General features: G+C 48.0%; 21 protein-coding genes. 20 read left to right on the plus strand and 1 reads right to left on the minus strand.

Annotation, left to right across the window (positions count from 1 at the left end; translation table 11 throughout):
- Nucleotides 1-19 precede the first annotated feature (19 nt).
- From PJDR2_RS16045 to PJDR2_RS16075, 7 genes are all read left to right on the plus strand, one after another.
- A complete protein-coding gene (locus tag PJDR2_RS16045) occupies nt 20-1,090 on the plus strand; it encodes a polysaccharide pyruvyl transferase family protein (RefSeq protein WP_015844761.1) in 1,071 nt (356 codons plus the stop codon).
- A 243-nt stretch (nt 1,091-1,333) separates the two neighbouring features.
- On the plus strand, nt 1,334-2,983 hold the full coding sequence (locus PJDR2_RS16050; protein WP_015844762.1) for an ATP-binding protein: 1,650 nt from the start codon (nt 1,334-1,336) through the stop codon (nt 2,981-2,983).
- A 25-nt stretch (nt 2,984-3,008) separates the two neighbouring features.
- Nucleotides 3,009-3,701: a copper homeostasis protein CutC gene (locus PJDR2_RS16055; RefSeq protein ID WP_015844763.1), complete on the plus strand. Its 693-nt coding sequence runs from the start codon at nt 3,009-3,011 to the stop codon at nt 3,699-3,701.
- A 208-nt stretch (nt 3,702-3,909) separates the two neighbouring features.
- Nucleotides 3,910-6,522, plus strand: coding sequence for a phosphoenolpyruvate synthase (gene ppsA / locus PJDR2_RS16060; protein WP_015844764.1), 2,613 nt, complete (start codon nt 3,910-3,912; stop codon nt 6,520-6,522).
- 73 nt (nt 6,523-6,595) lie between these two features.
- Nucleotides 6,596-6,778: a hypothetical protein gene (locus PJDR2_RS16065; protein WP_015844765.1), complete on the plus strand. Its 183-nt coding sequence runs from the start codon at nt 6,596-6,598 to the stop codon at nt 6,776-6,778.
- 183 nt (nt 6,779-6,961) lie between these two features.
- Complete coding sequence (locus tag PJDR2_RS16070; RefSeq protein WP_015844766.1) at nt 6,962-7,159, plus strand: hypothetical protein; 198 nt, start codon at nt 6,962-6,964, stop codon at nt 7,157-7,159.
- Nucleotides 7,160-7,163: 4 nt separating this feature from the next.
- Nucleotides 7,164-7,379, plus strand: a complete 216-nt coding sequence (locus tag PJDR2_RS16075) for a hypothetical protein (RefSeq protein ID WP_015844767.1) — start codon at nt 7,164-7,166, stop codon at nt 7,377-7,379.
- Nucleotides 7,380-7,436: 57 nt separating this feature from the next.
- Here the strand turns inward: PJDR2_RS16075 and PJDR2_RS16080 are convergent, their stop codons facing one another.
- Nucleotides 7,437-7,889 (minus strand): Dps family protein, encoded by a 453-nt coding sequence (locus PJDR2_RS16080; protein ID WP_015844768.1) that lies wholly within the window; start codon nt 7,887-7,889, stop codon nt 7,437-7,439.
- A gap of 158 nt (nt 7,890-8,047) precedes the next feature.
- On the opposite strand from PJDR2_RS16080, the gene PJDR2_RS16085 reads away from it, so the two are divergent.
- From PJDR2_RS16085 to PJDR2_RS16145, 13 genes are all read left to right on the plus strand, one after another.
- Nucleotides 8,048-10,369, plus strand: coding sequence for an ATP-dependent DNA helicase (locus PJDR2_RS16085; RefSeq protein ID WP_015844769.1), 2,322 nt, complete (start codon nt 8,048-8,050; stop codon nt 10,367-10,369).
- 146 nt (nt 10,370-10,515) lie between these two features.
- Nucleotides 10,516-11,181: a GntR family transcriptional regulator gene (locus PJDR2_RS16090; protein ID WP_015844770.1), complete on the plus strand. Its 666-nt coding sequence runs from the start codon at nt 10,516-10,518 to the stop codon at nt 11,179-11,181.
- A gap of 18 nt (nt 11,182-11,199) precedes the next feature.
- Nucleotides 11,200-12,885 carry a dihydroxy-acid dehydratase gene (ilvD, locus tag PJDR2_RS16095; RefSeq protein ID WP_015844771.1) on the plus strand — a complete coding sequence of 562 codons (1,686 nt, stop codon included), beginning with the start codon at nt 11,200-11,202 and terminating at the stop codon, nt 12,883-12,885.
- Between the two features lie 49 nt (nt 12,886-12,934).
- Nucleotides 12,935-13,129: a hypothetical protein gene (locus tag PJDR2_RS16100; RefSeq protein ID WP_015844772.1), complete on the plus strand. Its 195-nt coding sequence runs from the start codon at nt 12,935-12,937 to the stop codon at nt 13,127-13,129.
- Between the two features lie 212 nt (nt 13,130-13,341).
- Nucleotides 13,342-14,001: a response regulator transcription factor gene (locus PJDR2_RS16105; RefSeq protein WP_015844773.1), complete on the plus strand. Its 660-nt coding sequence runs from the start codon at nt 13,342-13,344 to the stop codon at nt 13,999-14,001.
- The gene (locus PJDR2_RS16110) at nt 13,998-15,437 is read left to right on the plus strand and encodes a sensor histidine kinase (RefSeq protein ID WP_015844774.1); all 1,440 of its coding nucleotides are present in this window, start codon (nt 13,998-14,000) and stop codon (nt 15,435-15,437) included. Before PJDR2_RS16105 ends, PJDR2_RS16110 begins: the two co-directional genes overlap by 4 nt.
- Before the next feature lie 103 nt (nt 15,438-15,540).
- A complete protein-coding gene (locus PJDR2_RS16115; protein WP_015844775.1) occupies nt 15,541-16,347 on the plus strand; it encodes a hypothetical protein in 807 nt (268 codons plus the stop codon).
- Between the two features lie 109 nt (nt 16,348-16,456).
- Nucleotides 16,457-16,636, plus strand: coding sequence for a hypothetical protein (locus PJDR2_RS16120; RefSeq protein ID WP_015844776.1), 180 nt, complete (start codon nt 16,457-16,459; stop codon nt 16,634-16,636).
- 85 nt (nt 16,637-16,721) lie between these two features.
- The gene (locus PJDR2_RS16125) at nt 16,722-17,408 is read left to right on the plus strand and encodes a YetF domain-containing protein (RefSeq protein WP_015844777.1); all 687 of its coding nucleotides are present in this window, start codon (nt 16,722-16,724) and stop codon (nt 17,406-17,408) included.
- A 180-nt stretch (nt 17,409-17,588) separates the two neighbouring features.
- Entirely contained in the window at nt 17,589-19,724 is a 2,136-nt protein-coding gene (locus PJDR2_RS16130; RefSeq protein ID WP_265525053.1) for a penicillin-binding protein, read from the plus strand.
- 96 nt (nt 19,725-19,820) lie between these two features.
- Nucleotides 19,821-20,582: an SDR family NAD(P)-dependent oxidoreductase gene (locus tag PJDR2_RS16135; protein ID WP_015844779.1), complete on the plus strand. Its 762-nt coding sequence runs from the start codon at nt 19,821-19,823 to the stop codon at nt 20,580-20,582.
- A 175-nt stretch (nt 20,583-20,757) separates the two neighbouring features.
- On the plus strand, nt 20,758-24,963 hold the full coding sequence (locus tag PJDR2_RS16140; RefSeq protein WP_015844780.1) for a polysaccharide lyase family 8 super-sandwich domain-containing protein: 4,206 nt from the start codon (nt 20,758-20,760) through the stop codon (nt 24,961-24,963).
- Between the two features lie 92 nt (nt 24,964-25,055).
- Nucleotides 25,056-26,447 (plus strand): PLP-dependent aminotransferase family protein, encoded by a 1,392-nt coding sequence (locus PJDR2_RS16145; protein WP_015844781.1) that lies wholly within the window; start codon nt 25,056-25,058, stop codon nt 26,445-26,447.
- Nucleotides 26,448-26,520: the final 73 nt, after the last annotated feature.

Below are 26,520 nucleotides of genomic sequence, written 5' to 3' on the forward strand. Positions count from 1 at the left end.
AATGGAGTGATAGTAACGAATGCGAAAGGTATTGTATTTAGGATGGATCGGCTTTAACAACCTCGGGGATGAGTGGATGTGGGAGATGTTTAAAACCTTGGCGGATACCCACCTGAAAGAGGGGGAATATCAAGTTATTCCTTCGCTTCCGACCGTAGAATGGAAGAAGGTAAGCCAGTACGATACGATCGTTCTTGGCGGAGGATCACTAATCGTACCCGGGTATGTCGAACTGGTGCATGAGGCGTTAGAGCTTGGAAAGACCATTGTCATCTGGGGCAGCGGCCATGACCGTCTGCATAAATGGGTCCCGACAATAGACGGGCGACCAAAGCCGGAGGCTGCCGTAGAAAGCATGACATATCGCCAAAAGCTTAAGGAGATTTTGGAGCATAGTGTCTACTGCGGCGTACGAGGTCCTTGGACACGGGATTATATTGAAGCGCTTGGCGCTTTGCCGAAGCATATGGAAATCAGCGGCGATTCCGCCCTGTTGATGAATTCGCTGAATCCCACAGCGACGGATCAACCATCCGGAGGCCTGCAAGGGGACAATCGCACGATTGGGATCAACTGGGGAACCTCATATAACCGGATTTACGGGGGCAGCGAGGAAAAGGCAGAGGATCAGCTGGCGGAGACGGGCCGCTCGCTTCTTGCTCACGGATACAAGCTCCATCTGTATTCCGTCTGGGGACCGGACGAAAAGGCGCTTGCAAGCCTATACCGCAAGCTTGGCCAAGACCGCGTTACGTTTGATCCTAAAGTATATTCGGCTGCGGAATATGTACAGCTGCTGTCGGGATTCAAAGCTACGATCAACCTTAAGCTTCATGCCAATCTATTATCTGCGGCTGCGAACGTTCCCTTTGTATGTATTGGCTACCGGTTCAAAAGTTTCGATCTGATGAACGGTCTGGACTTGGCCGATTGGATCGTTGCTTCGGATGACCGGCAATTGGCGGAAAAGCTGACGCAGAAAGTTCAAGCCGCCGCGGCTTGGCGGGAAGGGTATATCAGCAAGCTGGCAGAGGGGCGCCAAGCTGCTTATCAATCGCTCGTTAAGCCGTTTCGGGAGAAGTTATTCTAATGTTCCATCATAAGAGATTGTCCGCGATTGAGGGCAGTCTCTTTTTGCTGGTGCAACAAAGCGGCAATACTAGCGTCTATATAGTGTTTTCAAGGATCGGAATCGAATGTTGCCAAAGAATATAAAACTTTTAGATGAAGTTAACAAGGATTTCGAGCTTTCGTATAGTATTCATTTACGCAGTAGGATTATTTGGTAAAAAGAAAGGCGTTTAGCAAGTCTACGAGGCGTAGGTGATCACTTTTGTTTCTTATTGATTATATTGTGAATCTATCGATCTTTTCGCTGTTGGTTAGCGTACCTTTCGTATTCCGTTCATTTATAAGTATCAAGCCGCTGAAGCATCCGCTTTGGGGTGGCCTCTATGCGGGAGTTGTTTCAGTCATTCTCGTTTTATTAGCCGTGAAGCAGCAAGGATATGTCTACGATATCCGATATTCTCCCGTCATTTTGATGTTTGCCTATCTCGGCCCCATTCCGGGCTTAATCACCGGGTTATTCGCGTTATCCGTCCGTTTGCTCTCAGGCGGCAATTGGATGCCCGCCATCGAAGGCTGGGCCTTCATTATGATGGCTTTTTCTATCCTGCACATTTACCTTTCCCGCCGGCAGCTTGCGCCATTTAAGAAAAGCATCGTCTTTTCAGGCGCCTATGTTGCGTTATACGCATGCGTGGTATTTACCTTCCGGATTCTGGTGAACGAACCGCTCTTTCATCTACAATATGTCTGTTTTGTTATATTGGGGGTTTTGTTAGGGGGGCTGTTGATTGAATCCCATGAACGTTTGCGCCGCACCATCGCCGAACGCAACGAAATGGAATTGTCGCTTCACGAAAGCGAATATCAATACCGGTTAATTGCGGAAAATACGTCCGACCTCATCGTTGTTATGGATCCCGATCATTCGATCCGGTATTTCTCGCCATCCCATGCTTTCGTGCTTGGTTATTCTAGTCTGGCACTAAACCGCGCGGAGTTGGACCGGATCATAAATCCGGATGATACGAAGATGTTTAACCAGACCATAACGAAAATAATGAATCAAAAAAAAGCGCTCTCCATGGAGATTCGGTTCCGGCATCTGGACGGCCGATCGATACCGTTTGATTCGTTATGCAAACCGGTTGAGGGCAAGGATGGCCGGATTGAGCATATCGTCATCATCAGCCGTGATATCTCCGAACGCAAAAAAGCAGAAGAGTTTCTATTGCAATCCGAGAAGCTCTCGATTGTTGGTGAATTGGCGGCAGGCGTTGCCCATGAAATTCGAAATCCGCTGACTACGCTCAAAGGATTCCTCCAATTATATAAAATAGAGAACCCAACTATGAAATACGGCGATTTGCTCCGGGACGAACTGGAACGCATCGAAATCATTACAAGCGAACTTCTCACCATGGCCAAGCCCCAAGCTGCGATGTATGTCGTCGTGAATGTGAAGGACGTCATCGAGCAAACACTTGAATTTCTGACGCCGCAGACGCTCTTAAACAATATTGAATTCATTCGCGAGTACGAAGGAGATTATTTCCCGGTTACTTGCGCCAAACATCAATTAAAGCAGGTGTTTCTCAATCTTTTGAAAAACGCGATCGAATCCATGTCTAACGGAGGGGAAATTCATATCAGCATTCAATTGGATGCGGCAGGAGAATGTCTAATTTTCATTCAAGATCAAGGCTGCGGCATTCCGGAAGAGCATCTTCACCGTTTGGGACAGCCCTTCTACAGCTTGAAAGAGAAGGGAACGGGACTAGGACTCATGATCAGTCACAAAATTATTAAGCAATATCACGGCCGTATCGTTTACGACAGCAAGGTTGATATAGGTACGCGGATTGAAATCAGACTGCCGGTCCATGACAATTCGAAAGAACGTACAGGCGAATAAGCAACAAGAGAGATGAGGTTTAGTTATGATATTGGAAGTCATTGCAACCTGCATGGACGATGCCCTGACGGCGGAAGCGAATGGAGCGGACCGTCTTGAGCTGATAACAGCCATTACGGAAGGAGGCTTAACGCCTGGAATCGGACTGGTGGAGCAGGTGGTACAAGCTGTCCGGATACCTGTTTTTGTAATGGTGCGTCCGCATAGCCGTTCCTTTGTATACGCGGAGCATGATATCGATACGATGGCTCTGGAAATCAAAGCGATTGTAAAAGCCGGAGCGGCAGGACTAGTGCTGGGCGCTTTAACGCCTGAGGGAAAAATCGACGAGCAGGCGCTTAATCGGCTACTGCCTTTAACCGGTGGGTTGCAAGTAACCTTTCACCGCGCGTTTGATGAGCTGGCAGATCAGCATGAAGGACTTCAAACGCTGATGAAGTATCCGCAAATAACACGAGTCTTAACTTCTGCAGGGCGTCGTCCGGCGATTGAGTCCGTGAAGGAGATGGCTGATCTTGTCGCGGCTGCCGGGGAAAGCAATCTCACGATTTTGGCGGGAAGCGGTCTTTCTACGGAAGGCATTGCAGAATTTATTGCTAAGACCGGAGTAGGGGAAGTGCATTTTGGTTCAGCTGTCCGTTACAATAAATCCAACCTGTCGCCGATTAAGGCTTCCACGCTTCGGCTGCTGGCCGACAACGTACATCAGGTTAGATGAAGATAAATAAATATGAACAACAAAAAAGAACCTGGGCAAATGGCTCAGGTTCTTTTTATTGCGCTTAAATAAACACGATGCTATAATCGGTTTACGACTGATTTTAAGTAAAAAGTCATAAGTATCTTATCTTACAATTTAATTGTAGCATGCCGATTTAAATCTTGTCAAATGTTTTATCAAATTAATTGATCGGGAGAGATGAGGAATGAATTCATTGGTTCTTGGTTTTAAAGAAATCGATAAAACGCAGCTTTCGCTTGTTGGCGGAAAAGGATTAAATCTTGGCGAATTATCAAAAATGAATGGCATACACGTACCTGAGGGGTTTTGCGTGACCACCGAAGGATTTAGAAAAGCCATTGAACCAAACCAAACGTTTCATGCTCTGGTGAACCGGTTAGCGACGCTGAAGCCGGGGGATCGAGATCGGATCGGCGAGATCAGCAGCGAAATACGTCGGATCATTAGGCAGATCGAAATACCCGCGGATGTTGTGACGGCCGTTACTCAATACCTTTCGCAGTTTGGCGAACGGTCTGCCTATGCCGTACGATCCAGCGCAACGGCGGAAGACCTGCCGCATGCTTCTTTTGCCGGTCAACAAGATACCTATCTCAATATTGTCGGAAAGGAAGCGATATTTACTCATATCAGCAAATGCTGGGCTTCCTTATACACGGACCGTGCGGTCATCTATCGGATGCAGAATGGATTCGACCACAGTCTGGTTCATTTATCTGTTATTGTCCAAAAGATGGTCTTTCCGTACGCAGCCGGAATCTTATTTACCGCGGATCCCGTTACGGCAAACCGCAAGGTGTTGTCCATAGATGCCGGTTTTGGACTTGGAGAAGCTCTGGTCTCCGGCGTGGTATCGGCCGATTGCTATAAAGTACAAGATGGAATCGTTATCGGCAAGAGAATCGCTGCCAAAAAAATCGCGGTTTACGGCCAGAAAAATGGCGGAACCGTAACGCAGGCAATTGAGCCTGATCACCAGAATAGCCAGGTCCTCACAGAGGAGCAGATCTTGCAATTAGCACGGATCGGAAGACAAATTGAAGCCTATTTTGGCAGCCCGCAAGATATCGAATGGTGTTTGGCAGAGGAAACTTTCCATATCGTTCAGAGCCGGCCTATCACAACCTTGTACCCGATCCCTGAAGCGAATGATCAAGCGAATCATGTTTACGTCTCTGTTGGCCACCAACAAATGATGACCGATCCGATCAAACCGTTAGGCTTGTCTTTCTACCTATTAACGACTCCTGCGCCAATGCGGAGGGCAGGCGGAAGGTTGTTTGTTGACGTTACCCGGATGCTTGCTACTTCGGATGGCAGAGAGAGGCTTCTAAGTACAATCGGACAATCCGAACCGCTGATTAAGGACGCTTTAACAACCATAATCAAGCGTGAAGATTATATCCAGCCCTTATCAACCGACACTAGTGAACTTCAGCCCGGCTTAAGCCAAAAAGCTGCTCCGCCGGCAGATGCTCAAGCAGATCCAAAGCTTGAACCCGGTGTGGTTTCCATTTTGATTAAGAATAGTGAAGCGTCGATCGAAGAGTTAAAACAAACGATTCAAACCAAATCCGGCACGGAGCTATTTGATTTTATCGCGGAAGATATCCAGCAGCTGAAGAAAGTTCTGTTTAACCCGCAGAGTATTCAAGTGATTATGGCTTCCATGAATGCTTTAACTTGGATTAATGAACACCTTTATGAGTGGTTAGACGAGAAAAACGCAGCAGATACGCTTTCCCAATCGGTGCCGAACAATATTACCTCGGAAATGGGACTGGCGCTTATGGATGTTGCGGATGTTATTCGTCCTTATCCGCAAGTCATCGAATTCTTGCAGCGGAGTAAAAATGATTTGGAAGGACTAGTCAAGGTGGAGGGAGGACAGCAAGCTCAAGCTGCTATTTATAATTATCTCGACAAATACGGCATGCGATGTCCCGGTGAAATCGATCTGACCAGAACCCGTTGGAGCGAAAATCCGGCTGCGCTTATTCCCATCATTCTTACGAACGTTAAAAACTTCGAGCCCAATGCCAGCAGCCTTAAATTCGAGCAAGGACGGCAGGAAGCCCTAGATAAGGTACAAGAGATATTAGCACGGTTAAGGCAATTGCCGGATGGCGAGCATAAAGCCAGTGAAACAAAGAAAAGGATTGATCTGATCCGGAATTATGCCGGTTACCGTGAATATCCGAAATACGGAATGGTTAGCCGCTATTTTGTATACAAGCAGGCCATTATGAGGGAAGCGGTAAAACTCGCGCAAAAGAAGGTCATACAAGAAAAAGAAGATGTCTTCTATCTTACCTTTGAAGAGCTTGAAGAGGCTATACGCTCAAATCAACTGGATTATCAGCTTATCAGCAAACGAAAAGACGATTATAAGCTGTATGAAAAATTAATCCCGCCTCGCGTGATAACATCTGATGGCGAAATCATTGCGGGTGAATACAGACGCGGCAATCTTCCGGCAGAGGCTATCGCAGGCTTAGCGGTTTCCTCCGGCGTTATAGAGGGCCGGGCACGCGTCATCCTACACATGGAGGAAGCAAATTTGGAGGATGGGGATATATTAGTCACTTCTTTCACGGACCCAAGCTGGACTCCTTTATTTGTATCCATAAAAGGTCTGGTCACTGAAGTAGGAGGTCTAATGACGCATGGGGCGGTTATCGCACGCGAATACGGGATACCCGCGGTAGTTGCCGTAGAGAATGCCACAACTTTGATTAAAGACGGGCAGCGAATACGGGTGCATGGAACGGAAGGGTACATCGAAATCTTGTCCTAACGGTTGAACTGCATAAATCTGATCGGAAGTACACATTCTAGATTTAGCTTTTGCAGAAAGGATGAGCCTGGAAATGTCCAACAACAATAACTACAACCATAACCAGCATGATCATACCGACAATAATGATCAGCGGCAAAATAGCGTTCACGGCGGCGAGAACCGCAATGGACGTCTAAGCCAAATTAAAAATAGCAATCCGGATGGCGAAGAAGTGCAAAATGAGTTCTTGAGCGAAAAAGAAAAAGAATTATAAGCATTGAGAAACATAACAGGGAACAGCAGCTGCCGATCGGCTGCTGTTTTTTATTGCAGGAGGGTTCGTTTCTGCCCTTGCAGGAACGAGAAAAATAATCCATTTTACTTGAGATCTTGCATCAAGAACATATGTTTGGTATATAATAAATAAGAACAAATGTTCTTGAAGAGGTGAAAGCGTATGGAGAGGTTTATCGGCAAAGTGGTGCAGCTCATTTATATTGATCGAAAGCGCGACGTAAGCATACGCGACGTTCGCGTTATATCCGTTAAAGCCGGTCGTCTGAAGGCGTATTGTTTCCAGGCGCAAGCCATTCGTATTTTTAATCTCGATGGAATCGTTGATGTTGAAATCGCGCGAAAGAAAGAAGGGGCTTAACCTGTTGAACGATACGGAGCGGAAGCTGCTCAGGATTCTTTATAATCGATATGGCCATCAGAACACGCGCATTGCTATTCCTGAATTAGCGCGTTTCGCTCAAAGGGAAGTTGGCCAAATCCGAAAGGCGCTTGAGAAATTGCGCGAGGAGCGCTTCATCGAATGGGAAGATGCGATGGATTACGTAAGGGTTATTCCCGGATGGCTGCAAGCGCGTTAAATTTAAACAGCCCGCTTCATTCAGAAGCGGGCTGTTGTTCATATTTAGGGAAACGTCTTATTTGCCGTTAAACGCGCTAAGCATCCAAACATGCTTTTCGAGCTTGGTATGGATGGCAAGCAGCATGTCCGCCGTTGTTTCGTCGCCGGCTTCCTCTGCGTCTTCCATTCCTTCCTTAAGCTCATCTATCACTAACGAGAAATCTTTAATTAGCTGGTCAACCATTTGTTCGGCTGTTTCCTTGCCGCTGGCTTCCTTGACGGTGGACTCTTTCAGATGGTCGCTCATTGTGGCGATCGGCTGGCCTTTTACCGCGAGCAAGCGTTCCGCGATTTCGTCGACATGCAGCGCCGCTTCTTCATAAAGCTCCTGAAACTTAACGTGAAGCGTAAAGAACTGCGAGCCTTTGACATACCAGTGATAGTTGTGAAGCTTCGTATAGAGAACACTCCAGTTGGCGATCTGGCGGTTCAAGTGTTGTTGGACGGTTTTGGTTGTTTTGGTAGTCATAATGCATTCATTCCTCTCGAAATTAATATTGAACTCTGGTTAGTAAATACACAGGAAAACGATCATTGAAACAGCATCGCTCTATTTACTCCCGAACATCCGTTTGGTATAGTCGATTCAATAAGGAATCGTGAACGGCGAAGAGCGAGGAGACCGTTATGACAAATACTGTGCAATTATCCGTGCGTGCGCTCGTGGAATACGTTTATAGGAGCGGGGATATCGATACAGCTTTCCGATCGGCCGTTGCGCTTACGGAAGGAACGAAGGCGCATCAGCATATTCAGCGGCAATATGGCGAGCAGGATGCCAAGGAAGTATACCTATCGGCAGAAATGGCTTGCCAGGATCTGCTGTTTGTTGTTGACGGACGTTGCGACGGTCTGCTTCAGACGGATAGCGGGCTAACGATCGATGAGATCAAATCCACCTCCGGCAGGCTGCCCGCCCTTATGGAAGAAACGTACTTCGTTCATTGGGCGCAGGCGTATTGTTATGCCTATATGGTTGCAAAGGAGCGGGAACTAGCTTCGATTAACGTTCAGCTCACCTACATGCAGATAGACACGGGAGAATGCCGCCGCTTCGTGCGTACGATGACATTAACGGAACTAGAGAAGTTTTTGTTCAATACGGTCAGCAGCTATTATCCGTATGCCTCAATGAAAATTCTTCATGCCGCAAAACGGGATGCCAGCATCAAGAAACTGGCTTTCCCGTTCTCCTCGTATCGTGCTGGCCAGCGTAAGCTGGCGGCTTCCGCGTACCAGACGATCGCGGATGGGCGCAAGCTGTTTGCGAAGGCGCCCACCGGAATAGGCAAGACAATGTCGACGCTTTTTCCGGCAGTAAAAGCGATTGGGGAAGAGCGGTTGGAGCGGCTCTTTTATTTGACAGCCCGCACGACAACGCGCACGGCTGCCGAAGAGGCGCTCAAGATGCTCGGCGATGGCGGTCTGCATCTGCATGCCGTTACGTTGACGGCAAAAGAAAAGGTATGCTTGAAAGACGAAGTTCGCTGTTCTCCCGAATATTGCGAATTCGCAAAGGGTTATTACGACCGCATAAACGGAGCCATTCTGGACATGCTGGGCAACGAGGCGTCCATGACGCGCGAAGTCATTGAACGGTACGCTTACAAGCATCACGTATGTCCATTCGAATTTTCGCTTGATGCCGCTTATGCGGCGGATGCTGTCATTTGCGATTATAACTATATTTTTGATCCCCGCGTAAACCTGAAGAGGCTGTTTGAGGAGCAGAAGCGGAAGACGGCATTATTGGTAGACGAAGCGCATAACCTTGTCGACCGGGCACGCGAAATGTATTCCGCGGAGCTTCGAAAAGCCGATTTTCTTGAGCTGCAGCGCGCAAGCAAAACCATCCGTCCGCTTGTGTACCAATCGGCGAAAGCAGTTAACCAATATTTTATCGCTTTGCGCAAATCCATTGAGGAAAGCGGCAAGGAAGCAACAGGCACAAACATGGAGCGTTACCTGCCTGAGCAATTGATCGAACAACTGGAAACGCTTGTCCAAGCGGCAGAAGAGCAATTGGCTCAAGGGGACCAAGATCCGCTATTGCTGGACGTCTATTTCGGTTGCCAGCATTTCTTGCGCATAGCCAAGCTTTATGACGAGCGATATGTTACCTACGCCGAGAAGGAAAGGAATGACGTTCGCATGAAGCTGTTCTGTCTCGATCCATCGTATCTGCTTCGGCAATATGCCAAAGGCTACAAAGCGCAGATTCTGTTTTCCGCTACGCTGTCTCCGCTTCATTATTTTATGGACATGCTTGGCGGAGATGCAGAAACGGATTACGCCGTCGCCATTCCATCGCCATTCTCGTCCGAACAGCTTGATGTCCGGATCGAAAAGCTGTCGACCCGTTATCAGGACCGCGAACGGACAATGGACCGAGTCGCCGGATTGCTGCGTTCGACAGTTGAGCGGCATCAGGGTAATATTCTGGTGTTTTTCCCGTCTTATGCCTATTTGAACGGTGTTTATGAACGGTTTATGGAGCTGCCGCTGTCAGAGGAGGAGTCTGCAACGTTTACGGCTATGGTCCAAAGACCAAATATGCCGGAGGAGGAGCGGGATGCCTTTTTGGCTGCTTTTGCACCGGACAATAATAACACGCTTGTCGGCTTCGCCGTTATGGGCGGCATTTTCTCGGAGGGGATCGATTTGGTGGGGGACCGTCTTACCGGTGTGGCCGTCGTTGGAGTAGGATTGCCCCAGGTCGGGCTGGAAAGGAACATTATCAAAGACTATTTCGACCGCCAAGGGAAAAACGGCTTTGAATATGCGTACGTCTTTCCCGGTATGAACAAAGTACTGCAGGCTGGCGGCCGGCTCATCCGTTCGGAAAGCGACCGGGGAATGCTGCTGCTGATCGACGACCGTTACGCGCATCCCCAGTATGCCAGGCTTTTACCGCCGGAATGGAGTGAGAATGAGACAAAAATACAATAAAGCAGTGTGAGAAAGGACGAACCCGAGAGGGGGGCGTCTTTTTTTATACTAATGAAAATGGATATAACGCTTGCTTTAAATATATGTATGCGATATATTGCATATAAGATTGATATTTGATAATAAAGTGTAAGGATGATTAACAGATGCCCGTACCCCAAAATTTCGTATCGCCTGTGCGAATGTCCGCAAAAGAAAGAGCTTTTTCCCAAATCCAAAGATGGATTATCGACGGTACGTTACAACCCGGGGAAAAACTGATCGACGCTGAATTGGCGGAGTCGCTTGGCGTTAGCCGTACGCCGATTCGTGAAGCCTTTCAACTGCTCGAAGTACAAGGGCTTGTATCCACGCATCCGGGAAAAGAAACAAAAGTAACGGAAATCGAGAAGGGCGACATCTTCAAAATGTACTCTACGATGGCCGTTCTTCAGGCTTTAGCAGCCGAGATTACAGCGAAAATTATTGTTCCGGATCAAATCGAGCAGCTAAGGGCAATTAATTTGGATTTTGCCAACTCCATTAAGAGCGGTCAAGCTTATCAAGCGATGGAGGCGGATGAACAGTTCCATAATCTAATCGTGGAGCTTTCCGACAATCCTTATATCGCTTCCTTCAGCGCATCCCTTCAGATTCATATTAGGCGCTTTAAATATGTGTTCTTAAAGCAGCCGGTTACTGCGGCGCAAACGTCGGTCGATGAGCATGCACGGATTATTTCAGCCTTCGAGAAAAAGGACAGCGACCTTGCTCATACCATAATGAAGCAAAACTTCATTCGTCCGATGCAGGAACTGCATGAGTTACTTTAAGAGATAGGAGCGAGCAACATGGCAAATGGAAAAGATCTTCGAATCCGCAGCAAGGTAATTAGCGAGGGAGTCAATCGGGTGCCAAACAGGGCGATGCTGCGCGCCGTAGGTTTTACTGACGAGGATTTCAAGAAGCCGATGATTGGCGTAGCCAGTACCTGGAGTGAAGTCACTCCGTGCAATATGCATATCAACGACTTGGCCGCTCAGGCTAAGCTTGGAGTTCGCAATCACGGCGGCGCACCTCTGATTTTTAATACGATTACGGTTTCAGACGGTATATCCATGGGACATGGAGGCATGTTGTTCTCCCTGCCGAGCAGGGAAGCAATTGCAGATTCCATTGAAATTGTAACCGGCGCCGAACGGTTTGACGGTATAGTGGCAATTGGCGGTTGCGACAAAAACACTCCAGCCTGTCTGATGGCAATCGGTCGAATGAATCTCCCGGCCGTTTACGTGTATGGAGGAACCATTCAACCCGGTAATTTGGACGGGAAGAAAGTCGATATCGTTACGGCTTTTGAAGCGGTTGGCCAATATCATGACGGAAGGATGACAGACGAGCAGCTTCACAAGGTCGAATGCAGCGTATGTCCGGGTCCAGGCTCTTGCGGCGGGATGTATACCGCTAATACGATGGCTGCAGCGGCGGAAGCAATGGGCATGTGTCTCCCGGGCTCTTCATCCACGCCAGCTATTTCTCCAGACAAAGCTGCGGAATGCGCGGCAGCCGGTAAACAGGTTATTTCGCTGCTGGAACAGGAGATTTATCCGAAAGACATTATGACAAGGAAAGCGTTCGAGAATGCGATTACGGTCGTTATGGCGTTGGGAGGCTCAACCAATGCATTCTTGCATCTGCTCGCCATTGCGCACTCGGTAGGCGTTGATCTAACTTTGGATGATTTTGAGCAGATTAGACTTCGCGTACCTCATCTGGCAGACCTGAAGCCAAGCGGCCGATATGCCATGCAGGATTTAAACGATATTGGCGGAGTTCCGGGCGTCATGAAGTTATTGCTTGCTGAAGGCCTTCTTCACGGGGATTGCCTAACCGTTACCGGTAAGACTCTGGCGGAAAATTTAGCCGACATAGCTCCTCTGCAACAGGACCAGGACGTTATTCGTCCATTTGACAATCCGCTGAAGCCAAACGGGCCACTGGTAGTCCTTAAAGGAAATCTGGCTCCGGAAGGGGCCGTTGCCAAGATGTCAGGCATGAAAAAACTGAGGTTTGTCGGACCGGCAAAAGTGTACGACAGCGAGGAGGACGCAACCGAAGCCATCTTGAGGAATGAGATCCGCAAAGGAGACGTATTGGTGATTCGATACTGCGGACCTAAGGGTGGACCAGGCATGCCGGAGATGTTATCCGTTACCGCATTGATTGTAGGCAAAGGGCTTGGCGGGGAAGTTGCTCTGCTCACGGATGGACGATTCTCTGGCGGCTCGCACGGATTTGTAGTTGGCCATGTTTCTCCGGAAGCTCAAGTAGGTGGACCAATTGCGGTGCTTAGGAATTGGGACATCGTAACGATTGACAGCGAAACCCAAGAGATCATGTTCCAAGTGACAGATGAGGAATTGGCCGCCCGGACGCAAGCATGGGTACAGCCACCGCTCAAAGTAAGCTCAGGCGTATTAGTAAAGTATGCCCGACTGGTGTCCTCAGCTTCTAAAGGAGCGGTTACTGATCTTTAATGCTTCCATACCTTTAGCGGGTCTCTAGCAAAGTAAAGGAGGAATGGACATGCCCTGGAACAAAGACGACTACCCGGATTCTCTCAAAAACTTTATGGCTCCAGTCCGCAACAAGGCGATTGATATAGCTAACGAGCTGCTGAAGGATGGCTATTCCGAAGGCCGCGCGATTTCCATCGCAACCGCCAAGGCGAAAGAATGGGGAGAGCATCACGACAAGCAAATCCGCAAGAAAGGCCACTAAAGTTTTTAACCACGTTAACTAACGTGAAAAAGCCGCTATTAAGCGGCTTTTTTTGTTATCTGATTCGTATTTCAGGGGAACAATTTACCAAGACAGCTCTTTTTTCGCGCATGCTAAAATAAAAATTACAACTAATTTACAACTTGGAGATAAGTTATTATACCTTTTTCATCTATCATTGTAGGGAAGACAAGAATATTTGGAGGTAGTGAATGGAGCATATTATCATCATCGAAGATGACCGAGCAATTTCCGATCTCATCAAGCTGAATCTTGAATTAGCCGGCTATGTCTGCCGGCAAGCATATAGCGGACAAGAAGCTCAGAGCATATTGCCAGATTTCTCTCCGGATCTAGCTCTGCTGGACATCTCACTTCCCGATATGGAGGGGTATGAGCTGTTGGAACGGTTCAAGCGCATGGAAGTCCCGGTTATTTTTCTGACGGCCCGTAATGCCCTTGTCGATAAAGTAAAAGGATTAAAAATGGGAGCGGATGACTATATCGTCAAGCCATTCGAGGCAATGGAGCTGCTTGCCAGGATAGAAGCCGTCCTTCGCCGTTACGGAAGGAAAAGCGACCGCTTGAACTTCGGCGGCCTCGAAATTCATTTGGAGGAGCGTATAGTCAAGAAAGAAGGCGTAATCATCGAACTGACCATGAAGGAATACGAGCTGCTCCTTCTCCTTATTAATAACCGTAACAAGGCTCTATCCCGCGAAAAAATTCTCGAGCTTGTCTGGGACTATGAATATAGCGGCGAGACGAGAACCGTAGATATTCATATTCAAAAGATCCGAAAAAAACTGGGATGGGAGGACCTCATTAAAACGGTCTACAAATTCGGTTACCGGCTTGAGGTTATCACATGAAGCTCTGGCTGAAAGTTTTCTGGTGTACCTTCCTGCTGTTCGAGATACTGTTTAACGCCTCTTCTTATTACCTCATCAAGCATAATTTCAATCAAAATCTGGTGAGAGAAGTCGATAGGGGGCTGGCGGACCAGCATATTTTGTCTGATCAGATCGAGGCAAATTGGTCGTATATTAACAATTTGAATCAGCTTTTGAATACTGCCAAGGACGATGCGGGAGTTTTCTTGCAGCGTAACGCAACGAAATATTTGAGCTCCTACGATCCGGGCAAAGTATCCGTGGAGATTAAGGATGGCGCAGGGCAAACGGTGTTTACCAATTACACCGACATCATCGACGGACTGAGACCAGAGCTTGAAGTTAACGATCGGGCGGATGCCAAATATATTATTCGCAGCGTTGGCCACAAGAGCGTTTTGTTTGTCACGGGTGCACTCTATTTGAGCGGCCAAGACTTCAAGCTCACTTACATTCAGGATTTAACCGGCATTTACGAGGACAAGAACGCGCAAATCCGGAATTTTATCAAGATTAATATCGTCATTACCCTCATCCTGGCTGCCGGCTTGTACGGCTTAATTTGGTTTCTCACGCGATCCGTCCGCTTGCTTACCAAATCCGCGCAAACCATCGCTTCAGGCCAGTATACGCATCGTGTCCACGTCTTATCGAAGGATGAAGTTGGCCTGCTGTCGGAACAGTTCAATAGGATGGCAGAGGCGATTGAGGAGAAAGTAAACGCCTTAGAGACGTCCGCGAGAAACAAGGAGCGGTTTATCCATTATTTGACGCATGAGTTAAAGACGCCGCTTACTTCGATTATCGGCTATGCCGACTTGCTCAGGGCAACCACCTACAACGAAGAGGTGTTTTATAAGTCTCTCAATTATATATATGGCGAAGGAAAAAGGCTCGAAAGCTTGGCATTTAAGCTAATGGATCTCATTCTTGTAGAGAATCGCCAGCCTCGCATGTCCGCAGAGGAAATAGGCCAGGTTCTTGAGCAGACAGCCGAGTTCATGAGACCGCAGCTGGAGAAAGGAGAGATTAACCTGTCGGTGACTGCGGAACCCATGATTCTTCCCATGGAGAGGGATTTGATTCAAATCCTAGTCACCAACTTGATTGACAATTCCATTAAAGCTTCTAAGGCAGGAAGCGGCATCGCTCTCCGCGGGTACCGTATGGAAGATTCCCGATATGCCATTGAAGTGCAGGACAAGGGTATTGGAATACCCGAACAAGATGTCGCGAAAGTGCTTGAGCCTTTTTTCAAGGGGGATCCAATCCGATCGCATACGAATCACGGTGCCGGTTTAGGGCTTGCGATTTGCTCCGAAATCGTTCGTCTTCATAAGGGAGAACTCAACGTTTATAGCCGCCTTAACGAAGGAACCGTTGTCCGAATCATTCTTCCCGGAACATACAACTAATTTACAACTTGCCGATAGTTTTGAAATATGGCGGTTTTATACTGAAGTTGCAAGTAGGAGCTGCGCACTCCAAACGCAAAACCACATATCCGGAGGGAATAACATGAAACTTCTTGAAGCAGTCAAAAACAAAAAAATTACGGGTACGATCCTAGCATCGGCGCTTGTCATCGGAAGCTTCGGCACCATTACCGCATTCGCGGCAAACGGCAGCGACGCTATTCCGAAAAACACGGTCATTACGGCGACGGCGCCAACTGATTCGTCGGTCGTCTCGGACATCCCCCAAGGAACAATCGAATACAGCAAGGATACTTATTCCAGAACAGACGGCAGCCAAGACTTTACCATGGAGCATTGGTATGATCCGCAAACAAAGGATTTCAGATCGGATCTTATGGAATATTCGTCCGATCATCAGCTGCTTCGTTATCAAAGTACTTACTATCTCAACGGTTTTAACGAGTTGGTCGTCATTCAACGGGATAAAGACGGCAACCCGTTAAGCGCAAAAACGCTTAAAAGATCGGACGATCCATCGGCATTCGAAAAATTGGATCAGAAAAATCTCGCTTTTAGCGGGGTAAAAGATAATTACAAAGCCAGCTACTGGACTTCCGTCGGCACCGAGCAAGCTGCGGATGGTAAGACCTTGAATAAGATTATGGACAGCTATCAATCCTATATCGATGATAATACGCAGGCTAATATGCAATACGTTGTATATCTCGACCAGGAATCCGGATTCCCGGCGAAAGAAGAGCTCTACGAAGATTCCACGGGAACGTTTAAGCTCTTCAGCTCCGATACGAACGAATACAAATACGTCGCAAATGACGGGTCCATCTTCCATGCGGACGGAGTAACGCTGACCCCAGTCAGAACCGGTGCCGAAGCTTTTGCGAAATAATTGAATCTAATACAGAAAACCCTCGCCTGACGGTGGGGGTTTTCTGTATTCTTTTCCAGACGTTAAGAAATACTTTACTTGAGTAATTGATGACTAGGAGAGAAATAAGATGAACTTTCGTCGTGTAGTTGTTGTTATCCCTTTGGTTTGTCTCCTGATTCTTTATTCAAGGGCTTATGTAAATGCCGATCCGAATCCACAATCAGATGCCCTAGAGAAAGCGATGTTACAGGAATTAACCCCCGTGATTAAGAGCTCGCCGGTTGCCGCGTATATCGCGGCTTTTTAATTTTCCGGAAACGTGCTTCACTATCGCATGAGCAGGGTATATATCCTAAAAATTCACGTTTAGTAGAATGCGAGTGTGATTTTCTATGGATTACGCCATGATCTCGGTGAAGCTCGTCACGGGTTTCTTTGGTCTGTGGTTTATGACCAAGCTGCTCGGCAAGAAGGAAATATCCCAGCTTACGCCGTTCGACTTCGTCTCGTCGCTTATGTTAAGCGAGCTTGTGGGAAATACGGTCTATGACCGCGATGCGCATTTTTCAATGCTCCTATATGCCCTTGCCTTATGGATGGTACTATCGCTAGCCTTGGAAAAGGCCGTTCAGCTAATACCCTCGCTTTCGATACCGTTAAACGGCAGACCGGATATCATCATACGCGGCGGCGAAATTGACGTAAAGGCGATGAAAAGGAACCGGCTGGATATGCATCAGGTCGGCATGCTGCTGAGGGAGCAGGGGATCTTCTCCGTTCGCGAAGTAGCGTTTGCGGTATTTGAACCCAACGGAAGCCTTAGCGTGATGAAGAAGCCGGGCCAAGAGCCTCCGACTCGAGCAGAGCTTCAGATGCCAGAGCGAGCGGCTGGACTTCCACGCATTCTAATCGAGCAGGGGAAGCTGCAGCGCGGCGAGCTTAAGGAAATTGGCCGAAGCGAGGAATGGCTCCAAGCTCAACTGGAGGAACAAGGCATTAATCGCATCCAGGCCGTCTATTACGCTGAATGGTCGGAGGAGGAAGGGTTGTATATCCAACTGAAGGATACGGCAGGGTAATATCTATTATTCCTATCTTACGGACACCACAGTGCCATTTATGGTAAAATTAACTAGATTGACTCTCGTCTACTAATTGAGTCTACTCATTCTAGGAGAGTCACTACAGTCATTTTGCTGGGGGATAAGGCGCATATGTTCAAACGAATCAAACAACGCTCGATATTATTAGGAGGGATAATGACTCTCCTTTTTGTTGTCTTAATCGGCCGAATTTATTGGGTCCAGGTTATAAACAGAGACTTCTGGTATAACATTGCGAAAACCAGATGGGCAGCGGAAGAGACGATCGAAGCGAAGAGAGGAACCATTACCGACCGGGACGGCAACATGCTTGCCATGGACACTGTCGCCTACGACGTGTCTGTGAATCCCGAAGTGATCCATTCGCTTAACATTGCCGATGAAGTGGTCGAAGGTCTCCATAAGATTTTAGGTAAGCCTGAAGCCCAATTGTCCAAGATCGTAACGGCCCAGAAGGATAACGGCGATTACTATCAGCAACGCGAGATTCACGAAGAAGGCTGGAGAATAGACAAGTCGCTGGCGGATCAAATCATCGAATTCCGAGACCAGTTGGAAAAAGAGCATAACAATAAAGATGTCGGCATTATTCTGGCTAATGATCAAAAACGCTATTATCCAAGCCAAGAAATGGCTTCTCAATTAATCGGCTATGTAACTAAAGAAGGGGAAGCCAAGGCAGGTCTTGAGTCTTATTATAATAATAAGCTAAGCGGGGAAGATGGCCAGATTAAATACGAAAAAGACGGGAAACGCGTCCAGCTCGCGGGAAACGAGGCCGAGTACAAACCCGCAATAGATGGGCAAGATTTTACCTTAACCATTGATGTGGAGATTCAGCATTACGTAGAGGAAGCTCTCAGAGGAATAAATACCTTATATCATCCGAAAAGCATTACGGCCGTAGCCGCCGATCCGAATACGATGGAAATATTGGCGATGGCCAATTACCCTGCTTTTAACCCAAACACGTACTGGGATACAAATTATGAGAATGCGTATAATCATGCGATCAAATCGCTGTATGAACCCGGTTCTACTTTTAAGATCGTCACTCTGGCCGCAGCCGTAGAAGAAGGGATTTTCGATCCTAATGCTAAATATATGTCTGGCAGAATCAATGTACCCGGCGCACCGGTGTACGACATTAATAACATCGGCTGGGGTCCGATTACTTACTTGGAAGGCCTAAAGCGTTCCAGTAACGTTGCATTCGTGAAGCTGGGATGGGAACAGCTTGGCGGTAAGAAGCTTCTCGATTATATTAACCGGTTCGGCTTTGGACAGAAGACGGGCATTGATATGGGCGGCGAGGCTAAAGGTGCCATTAGCGTCAATCTCTCGATCCCTTCGGATATTGCGCGTGCGTCGTTTGGCCAAGGCAAAGTACAGGTCACAGCCCTACAGCAAGTCGTGGCCGTTGCCGCGGTAGCCAACGGAGGTACGTTGCTGCAGCCCCATATCGTCAAGCAAGTGTATGATCCCAACACCAAAACGACTATAAAGACGGAACCAAAGGTCGTTCGCTCCAATGTCATTTCGAAGGAAACCTCGAAGAAGGTAGGCGAGTACTTGGAGCAGGTTGTATCCGACCATGATCTTGGTACCGGTCATAACGCTTTTATCGAAGGTTACAGGGTGGCGGGCAAGACGGGTACGGCGGAGAAAGTTATTAACGGCAAATACTCCCGGAATAAATTCGTCGTCTCATTTATCGGATACGCACCGGTTGAGAATCCCAAAATCGTATTGTACATCGTGGTCGACGAGCCGGATGATCCAACGGCAGGCGGAGGCAAAGTCGCTGCGCCGGCCTTCAAAGATATCGTGTATAAAAGCCTCAAGCATATGGGCGTATCCCCGCAGTACAAGGTAACTGCGGGAACAGCGAAGAACGAAGTGACCGTTTCTATTCCGGAGCTCGCGAAGCTTAAAGTAACGGAAGCAAAATCCCAGTTAAGATCGCGTGGTCTTAATGCGGAGATCGTCGGAAGCGGTAAGACGATTATTCAGCAGATTCCCGCTTCAGGTGCGTTGGTCCATCCTGGGCAGAAGGTCTATCTCATCACCGAGCAACGGGACAAGCTCCAAATTCCGGATATGACTGGCCTTTCATTGCGAGATGCGCTTCGAATTGCTTCGGTGCTGGATATTCAAGTGACGGTTAGCGGCGAGGGTTATGTCGTCTCTCAAAAGCAAATCACAAAGAACGGCGAACGTCAGCTGCAGCTGACCTTATCCCCGCAGCTGATGGAAACGGTCGAAGTTCAGCCGAATAATACGAATACGTAATAAGAAGGGGCTTTTATTAAAAAGAAGAAGGCATTTGCTCGATGACAAAGAATTATATTATCGAATGAACAAGTTAACGGACAAGGAGAGCGAGACATGAAGATTGATCTAGCTGGAAAAGTAGCCTTGATAACTGGGGCGACAGGCGAGCTTGGCCGCGTCATCGCACGTTCACTCGCAGAGTGCGGGGCGGATATCGCCTTGCATTACCATAGCAACGAAGCCAAGGCAGCTGAACTAAAAAGCACGATTGAAGCGCTCGGAAGGCGTGCGGTTGCTGTTAAGGCAGACGTGACGAAGCAGGATTCCATTGCCGCGCTCAAGCAATCCGTCGAATCGAGCCTAGGTCATGTTGATATCGTTGTAGCGAATGCGGTCGTGCAGTACAAATGGACTTCCGTACTGGAGCAGCCGGCCGAGGACTATGCGAGCCAATTCGAGTCCTGCGTCATGCAAAGCGTGTATCTGGCTAAAGCCTTTATTCCTTCCATGATCGAGAAGAAGTCCGGGCGCTTCATCGGCATCAACACGGAATGTTCGATGCAGAACTTCCCGACGCAATCGGCTTATGTAGCAGGAAAAAGGGGCATGGATGGCGTATACCGGGTGCTCGCGAAGGAAGTCGGCGAACATCAAATTACGGTCAATCAAGTCGCTCCAGGCTGGACAATCAGCGAGCGCGAGCGCGCGAATGGCTTGGATGAAAGCGCCGATTACGTCAAGAACGTTCCGCTCAAGAGACGCGGCACCGACCAGGAGATTGCGAATGCGGTCGCATTCCTTGCCTCGGATTTGGCCAGCTTCATTACGGGGGCTTATATCCCGGTTAGCGGCGGCAATGTCATGCCAACGATTTAAATTCGGATTCCAAAGCAGTCGATCTAATACGATCGGCTGCTTTTTTTATGTTGTTTTTTATAGCGATGCTTGAGATAGATGTCAAAATAATTCTCTTAAAAACAATAAATATTACACAACGACCTTGCTCAGGATTTTTACAATAAATGCAATTCGATAAATAAGGAGGATAAAGATGATCAAAAAAGGAGTAAATATTCTGCTTGTGGCTTCTCTTGCGTCGATGGGAGGAGTCACTTCATACAGCGAACAAGCGGAAGCCGCCGAGGCTAAACAAGCGGCAAATTATGAAAGCGCTATCGAAATAACTTCATTGCTTGAGAATTCAGAGCAAAGCAACAGTGAGGCACAGACAGTATCCGCATCGGAAGCCACGCAAGATGAATACGACAAGCTAAGGGCTAGATGGTTCGCCTATTGGACGGGCGGGCAGGGGTACGATCAGAATGACCCTGATATCGCTAAGTCGATCACCCTAATAACAGAAAAAGTAAGCAATGCAGGGCAGACGGGATTTTGGGATACGTTAAACACGCAGCCCGACCGAACTTATCTCTGGAATGATCAACTGGCCAGCTCAGCGAATGGTTACAGTATCGTTGCCTCTTACAATCGATTGCGGGATATGGCGGTCGCTTTCTCCACGTCGGGTTCGCCTTTGTACGGAAATGTTCAGTTAAAGACAGACATTATCGATGCAATGGATTGGCTTTACGAGAATTGGTATAACGAGAGCAAGACGGAGGCAGGTAATTGGTTTGAGTGGGAAATCGGCGCTCCATTAGCGCTGGGAGATACAATGACTCTGATGTACGAGTATTTATCGCAAGATCAAATTTCCGAATATGCAAAAGCGATAGACCGGTTTTGCCCCGATCCGACCAAGAGAACCATTCAGCCAACGGTAACGGAAACGGGCGCCAATCGCATGGACAAGGCTTTAATCGTCATCCTTCGCGGGATTCACGAGAAGAATGAAGCCAAAATCATGCAGGGCCGGAATGCGATTAGCCAGGTGCTTGCTTACGTGACAAGCGGTGATGGGTTCTACGTAGACGGTTCCTTCATACAGCATAACAACATCGCTTATACCGGCAGCTACGGAGCTGTGCTGCTAGGCGACATGATGAAGGTAATGACATTGTTGTCCGATTCGCCTTGGCCTATTACGGATGCCAATTTAAAAAATGTGTTTAGCTGGATAACCGATTCGTTCGAGCCGGTAACATTCAGAAAAGTGATGCTGGATATGGTTTTCGGCCGGTCGGTTGCAAGAGGCAATAGACAACTCGTGCCTTGGTCGCATATTCTGCGTCTCGCAGCCTTCGCTCCACCGGAGCAAGCTTCGTATTTCAGAGCAATGGTCAAGTATTGGTTCGAAGCGGATACGACGGTAGCTAATTACTATGAGGGTTTGAGAGTTGCGGATACGGTTCTGCTGAAATCAGTGATGGAAGACGAACGCATTCAGCCTATCGGCGATCTAACTTTGCACAAGCAGTTCTCGGCGATGGATCGCGTCGTGCATTACCGCCCTGGTTACGTATACGGCATTAGCATGTCGTCCGCCCGCATTGCCAATTACGAGACGGGTACCGAGAACCTGAAGGGCTGGTATACGGGAGAGGGCATGACCTATTTGTATGACAGCGACTTGAATCAGTATCATGATGCATTCTGGGCTACCGTCAATCCTTACCGGCTCCCTGGCGTTACATCGGATGGCGCGACTCGCGCGTCGGCAAAAACGACCTCAAAAACGTGGGTAGGCGGTTCATCGTTAGACAATCTATACGGCGCCGCCGGTATGGATTTGAATCCCAATAACAGTACGCTTAAAGGAAAAAAATCTTGGTTTATGTTCGATGACGAGATCGTTGCGCTAGGCGCAGGAATTTCGGCTACCGATAATCGCGGGGTAGAGACCATTGTCGAGAACCGCAAGCTAAACGCAGACGGCAGTAACGCATTAGTGGTAGACGGCGAAGAAAAGCCAAGCGAACTCGGCTGGTCGGAAACGATGGATGGCGTTCATTGGGCGCATCTGGACGGCAACGTCCCCGGCTCGGATATCGGATATTATTTTCCGGACGGCTCAACCATAAAAGCTTTGCGCGAAGCCAGAACGGGTTCGTGGAGCGATATCGATACCGCCGGTTCGACGGAAAAGCTGACTCGGAATTATGCCAGCCTTGCGATCGATCAGGGCATGAATCCTGTGAACCAATCCTATTCCTATGTCCTGCTTCCGAATAAAAATACGGCTTCAACTGCCGGCTATAGTCAAAATCCGGATGTTGAAATCGTAAGCAATACCGATAGTATACAGGCTGTTAAAGAGAAAAAGTTAGGCTTGACTGCCATTAACTTCTGGAGCCCCGGACTGATCGAATCCGTTCGTTCTTTAAACCCTGCATCGGTCATGTTAAAGAAAGATGGAGATGAGCTTGAAATATCGGTCTCCGATCCGACGCAGACTCAATCCTCGGTTCGTATCGCTGTCGCTAACACCGCGGTTGAAGAACTGCGGAAGGATCCTACGATAACGGTCTTGCAAATGGCTCCATATATTGAGCTTAAAATTGATACAAGCGGCTCTAAAGGGAAAAGCCATGCCATAAAGCTACGAATTGACCCCAATGCGGAGCCGTCCGATCTGACTGAGCCTAAACCGGACGAAGGCATTCAAACCAAGCTGAACGTAACGGAGAACGCTTATGTGAACGGCGGTTCCAAGGCAGCTGCGAATTTTAGCGCGGTCAATTATTTGCAGATCAGAAACGGAAGCGGAGAAACGGATCGCAAAGTATTCCTGAAATTTGACCTGAGCTCGTTTGTTGGCGAAGTGGGCATGGCAAAACTTCATCTGTACGGGAAGACCAATGACGGTTCCGGGACCGTATCGGATATCGGGGTATTCCGTGTAGATAACGATGCATGGAAAGAATCGGAAATCACTTACAATAATGCTCCGGCCATCGGCGGCCTGATCAATCAACAAACCTTTTCAGGACCGGATCAATGGCGTGAATTCGATATTACTTCATTGGCTTCCTCGGAGTTCGCCGGCGATAAAGTAATGAGTCTCGCTTTGAAGCAAGTAGGATCTAATCTGGCCAGCGACATGCGGAGCAGAACAAACGAAAACGGCATCTATACGGCTTATGTGGAAATATGGCCGAAGGACACGACACCGCCGATTACGCAAGCAAAAGTTGCTGGGGATATGGCAGATGACAATTCTTATATTAGTGAAGCGCACCTCAGCTTCGATGCGGCGGACAGCTCTGACGGCGGCGCCGTCGGTTGGGGAATTAGGCATACAGAGTACCGGATCAACGGCGGTTCTTGGCTGAAAGTCACCGGGGATGTCTTGCTGCAGAAGCCCGGGACTTACCAGATTGCTTACCGTTCGGTTGACAATGCCGGCAATGTTGAACCGTTTAAGCAGCTCCAGGTGACGATCAAGGATCCTTTCGTTCCGCCGGTCGTAACGCCGCCGATTACGAATCAGCCTTCAATTATTAAAGTCACTCGAGAGCGTGCGGAGCAACTGGCCGCAATTGGAATAGGAAGCGCGGGCGAGCTCAAGCTTGCCGGGGATATATTAGAAATTGAAGCTGTCTCAGGGGGCAAGGATGGTATTTTGCCTAAAGCCATTGAATTGACACTTCGTTACAACTCTACGATGACGGATTTGGACTTGATGGGTGTCTATTACTTCAATGAAGCCAATGGCAACTGGGAATACGTGCGAAGCGTAATGGCTGCCGATAAGCAGCAATTTTCCGTCACGACTGACAAGCCCGGCGTCTATAGCGTCATGGAATATAATAAATCCTTTATGGATATTCCATCCGGACATTGGGCGGAGAGAGCCGTGAAAGTACTTTCCGCGAAAGCCATTGTAAATGGCGTGGATGAACAGCATTATAGCCCAACGGGTCAAACAACACGCGCAGAGTTTGCGGCGTTGCTGGTCCGGTTATTGGGATTGCAAGCAGGGGATAGCTCTCCGTTCAACGATGTGGCGGACAACGCTTGGTATGCTGCCGACGTGTCCGCAGCGTTCGAATCCGGTATCGTAAGCGGCGTTACAGACGGCGAATTTAAACCGAATGCTCCAATTACCCGCGAGCAAATGGCCATCATGGTTGTACGCGCGCTTGAGCATGTGAATGGAAAGCAGACAACCGGCTCGAATCATTTGAACTTCTCCGATCGCAGCGACATCTCTTCATGGGCGGAAGAGGCGGTGCAAGCAGCCGTAGAGCTTGGTCTTATGCAAGGTAACCGCAATGGCCGGTTCTCTCCGCAGAACAACGCAACCCGGGCCGAAACCGCCATGGTAGTATGGAACCTGTTGAAGGCATCGAAGTAGAATCTATGGGGTTAGTGTAATAAGAAGTCCGGAGGTATAATAAAGCATACTTTGTTTTTAAAACTAGCATTATGAAAAAGGATGCATTAATTATGCCGATTAATTCTTTTGAAAACTACCCTATGAGCTGGAAGCCTTCGATTGATAAAACCAAAAAACCTATTTACAGAGCACTCGCACGGCAATTGCATCAGGATATTATGACCGGAGTACTATTGCCCGGAACACGGCTTCCATCGCAGCGGGAGCTGGCCGATTTCTTGGACTTAAATTTAAGCACGATATCGAAAGCATTTAAGATGTGCGAGTTAAAGGGCTTATTAAGCGCAGCAGTTGGCAGCGGTACATTCGTATCGTATGATGCGTTATCGAATGCGTATTTGCTTGAAGACACCAAACCGGAACATTTGATCGAAATGGGAGCTACTCTGCCCGATAATGCATCATACGAGCCATTGCTGCTTCAGCTGAGAAGCATGCTGCAAGAGCAGGATTATGAAAAGTGGTTTGGCTATGGACGTACAGGCGAAAGCCATTGGCATAAGGACGCAGCCATAAAATTCATACGCCGCAGCGGTCTCGAAACAACAGTCGATCACATTTTATTGGCTAATGGCGGTCAAAATGCGATTGCGGCAACGCTTGCAAGTTTATGTAAGCCAGGGGACCGAATTGGCGCAGATCCACATACTTATCCCGGCTTAAAAACAGCTGCAGCGATGCTCAGTATTCAAATTGTACCGATAAAGTCAGAGAACGGCGCGATGAGTCCGGCTGCCTTTGAGTATGCGTGTAAAAATGACAATATTAAAGGCATATACTTAATTCCGGACTATCATAATCCTACAGCCAGAACGATGTCGGTAGAGATTCGCGAAAGAATTGCAGTTGTTGCTAAAAAATATAATCAGTTCATTATTGAAGATGCGTCCTATAGTCTCCTGTGCAAAGAACCGATTCAAGCCGTCACATCCTTTGCGCCCGAGCAGGCCATCTACATCGCTAGTTTATCCAAGTCGATTGCACCTGGTCTGCGGCTTGCCTATGTAGCTGTTCCAAGTACCTTCAAAGAGTCAATCTCCAGGGCACTATACAATTTAAACGTATCCGTGTCCCCTTTATTTGCAGAACTGGCAGCGCGTACGATTGTATCCAATCAATTCGAAAATATAATTGAAGCCCATCGCAATCAGGCCGTTCGCAGAAACCAAATGGTAAACCGATATTTAGGGAATTATCCGTGTATGGGAGTTGAAACGGGGAACTTCCGTTGGCTGCTGTTACCCGACAAGATCCAGGCTGCCGAATTCGAAAGGCTAGCCGCACAACAGGGAGTACAAGTGTATGCAGCCGATCGATTCGTAGTAGGGAATAGTTCCCCTGATCGAGCTGTACGGATAGCTGTCTGTGCACCCGAAACGCTTAAAGAGTTAGAGAGAGGATTAGTTATTCTTCAACGTTTACTGCAGGATTTGACGCCATAAAAATATTGTTTGCCATACAATTAAGATATTGTATGGCTTTTTTGCGCGTGTTATGATGAGGCAATCTTGTTGA

It is taken from the genome of Paenibacillus sp. JDR-2, assembly GCF_000023585.1.
Lineage (GTDB): Bacteria > Bacillota > Bacilli > Paenibacillales > Paenibacillaceae > Pristimantibacillus.

What these genes read in the sequence shown, in the direction of transcription:
- PJDR2_RS16045 (WP_015844761.1), top strand. Translation starts at nt 20, where the DNA reads ATGCGAAAGGTATTGTATTTAGGATGGATCGGCTTTAACAACCTCGGG.
- PJDR2_RS16055 (WP_015844763.1), top strand. Translation starts at nt 3,009, where the DNA reads ATGATATTGGAAGTCATTGCAACCTGCATGGACGATGCCCTGACGGCG.
- ppsA (WP_015844764.1), top strand. Translation starts at nt 3,910, where the DNA reads ATGAATTCATTGGTTCTTGGTTTTAAAGAAATCGATAAAACGCAGCTT.
- PJDR2_RS16065 (WP_015844765.1), top strand. Translation starts at nt 6,596, where the DNA reads ATGTCCAACAACAATAACTACAACCATAACCAGCATGATCATACCGAC.
- PJDR2_RS16070 (WP_015844766.1), top strand. Translation starts at nt 6,962, where the DNA reads ATGGAGAGGTTTATCGGCAAAGTGGTGCAGCTCATTTATATTGATCGA.
- PJDR2_RS16080 (WP_015844768.1), bottom strand. Translation starts at nt 7,889, where the DNA reads ATGACTACCAAAACAACCAAAACCGTCCAACAACACTTGAACCGCCAG.
- PJDR2_RS16085 (WP_015844769.1), top strand. Translation starts at nt 8,048, where the DNA reads ATGACAAATACTGTGCAATTATCCGTGCGTGCGCTCGTGGAATACGTT.
- PJDR2_RS16090 (WP_015844770.1), top strand. Translation starts at nt 10,516, where the DNA reads ATGCCCGTACCCCAAAATTTCGTATCGCCTGTGCGAATGTCCGCAAAA.
- ilvD (WP_015844771.1), top strand. Translation starts at nt 11,200, where the DNA reads ATGGCAAATGGAAAAGATCTTCGAATCCGCAGCAAGGTAATTAGCGAG.
- PJDR2_RS16100 (WP_015844772.1), top strand. Translation starts at nt 12,935, where the DNA reads ATGCCCTGGAACAAAGACGACTACCCGGATTCTCTCAAAAACTTTATG.
- PJDR2_RS16105 (WP_015844773.1), top strand. Translation starts at nt 13,342, where the DNA reads ATGGAGCATATTATCATCATCGAAGATGACCGAGCAATTTCCGATCTC.
- PJDR2_RS16110 (WP_015844774.1), top strand. Translation starts at nt 13,998, where the DNA reads ATGAAGCTCTGGCTGAAAGTTTTCTGGTGTACCTTCCTGCTGTTCGAG.
- PJDR2_RS16115 (WP_015844775.1), top strand. Translation starts at nt 15,541, where the DNA reads ATGAAACTTCTTGAAGCAGTCAAAAACAAAAAAATTACGGGTACGATC.
- PJDR2_RS16120 (WP_015844776.1), top strand. Translation starts at nt 16,457, where the DNA reads ATGAACTTTCGTCGTGTAGTTGTTGTTATCCCTTTGGTTTGTCTCCTG.
- PJDR2_RS16125 (WP_015844777.1), top strand. Translation starts at nt 16,722, where the DNA reads ATGGATTACGCCATGATCTCGGTGAAGCTCGTCACGGGTTTCTTTGGT.
- PJDR2_RS16130 (WP_265525053.1), top strand. Translation starts at nt 17,589, where the DNA reads ATGACTCTCCTTTTTGTTGTCTTAATCGGCCGAATTTATTGGGTCCAG.
- PJDR2_RS16135 (WP_015844779.1), top strand. Translation starts at nt 19,821, where the DNA reads ATGAAGATTGATCTAGCTGGAAAAGTAGCCTTGATAACTGGGGCGACA.
- PJDR2_RS16140 (WP_015844780.1), top strand. Translation starts at nt 20,758, where the DNA reads ATGATCAAAAAAGGAGTAAATATTCTGCTTGTGGCTTCTCTTGCGTCG.
- PJDR2_RS16145 (WP_015844781.1), top strand. Translation starts at nt 25,056, where the DNA reads ATGCCGATTAATTCTTTTGAAAACTACCCTATGAGCTGGAAGCCTTCG.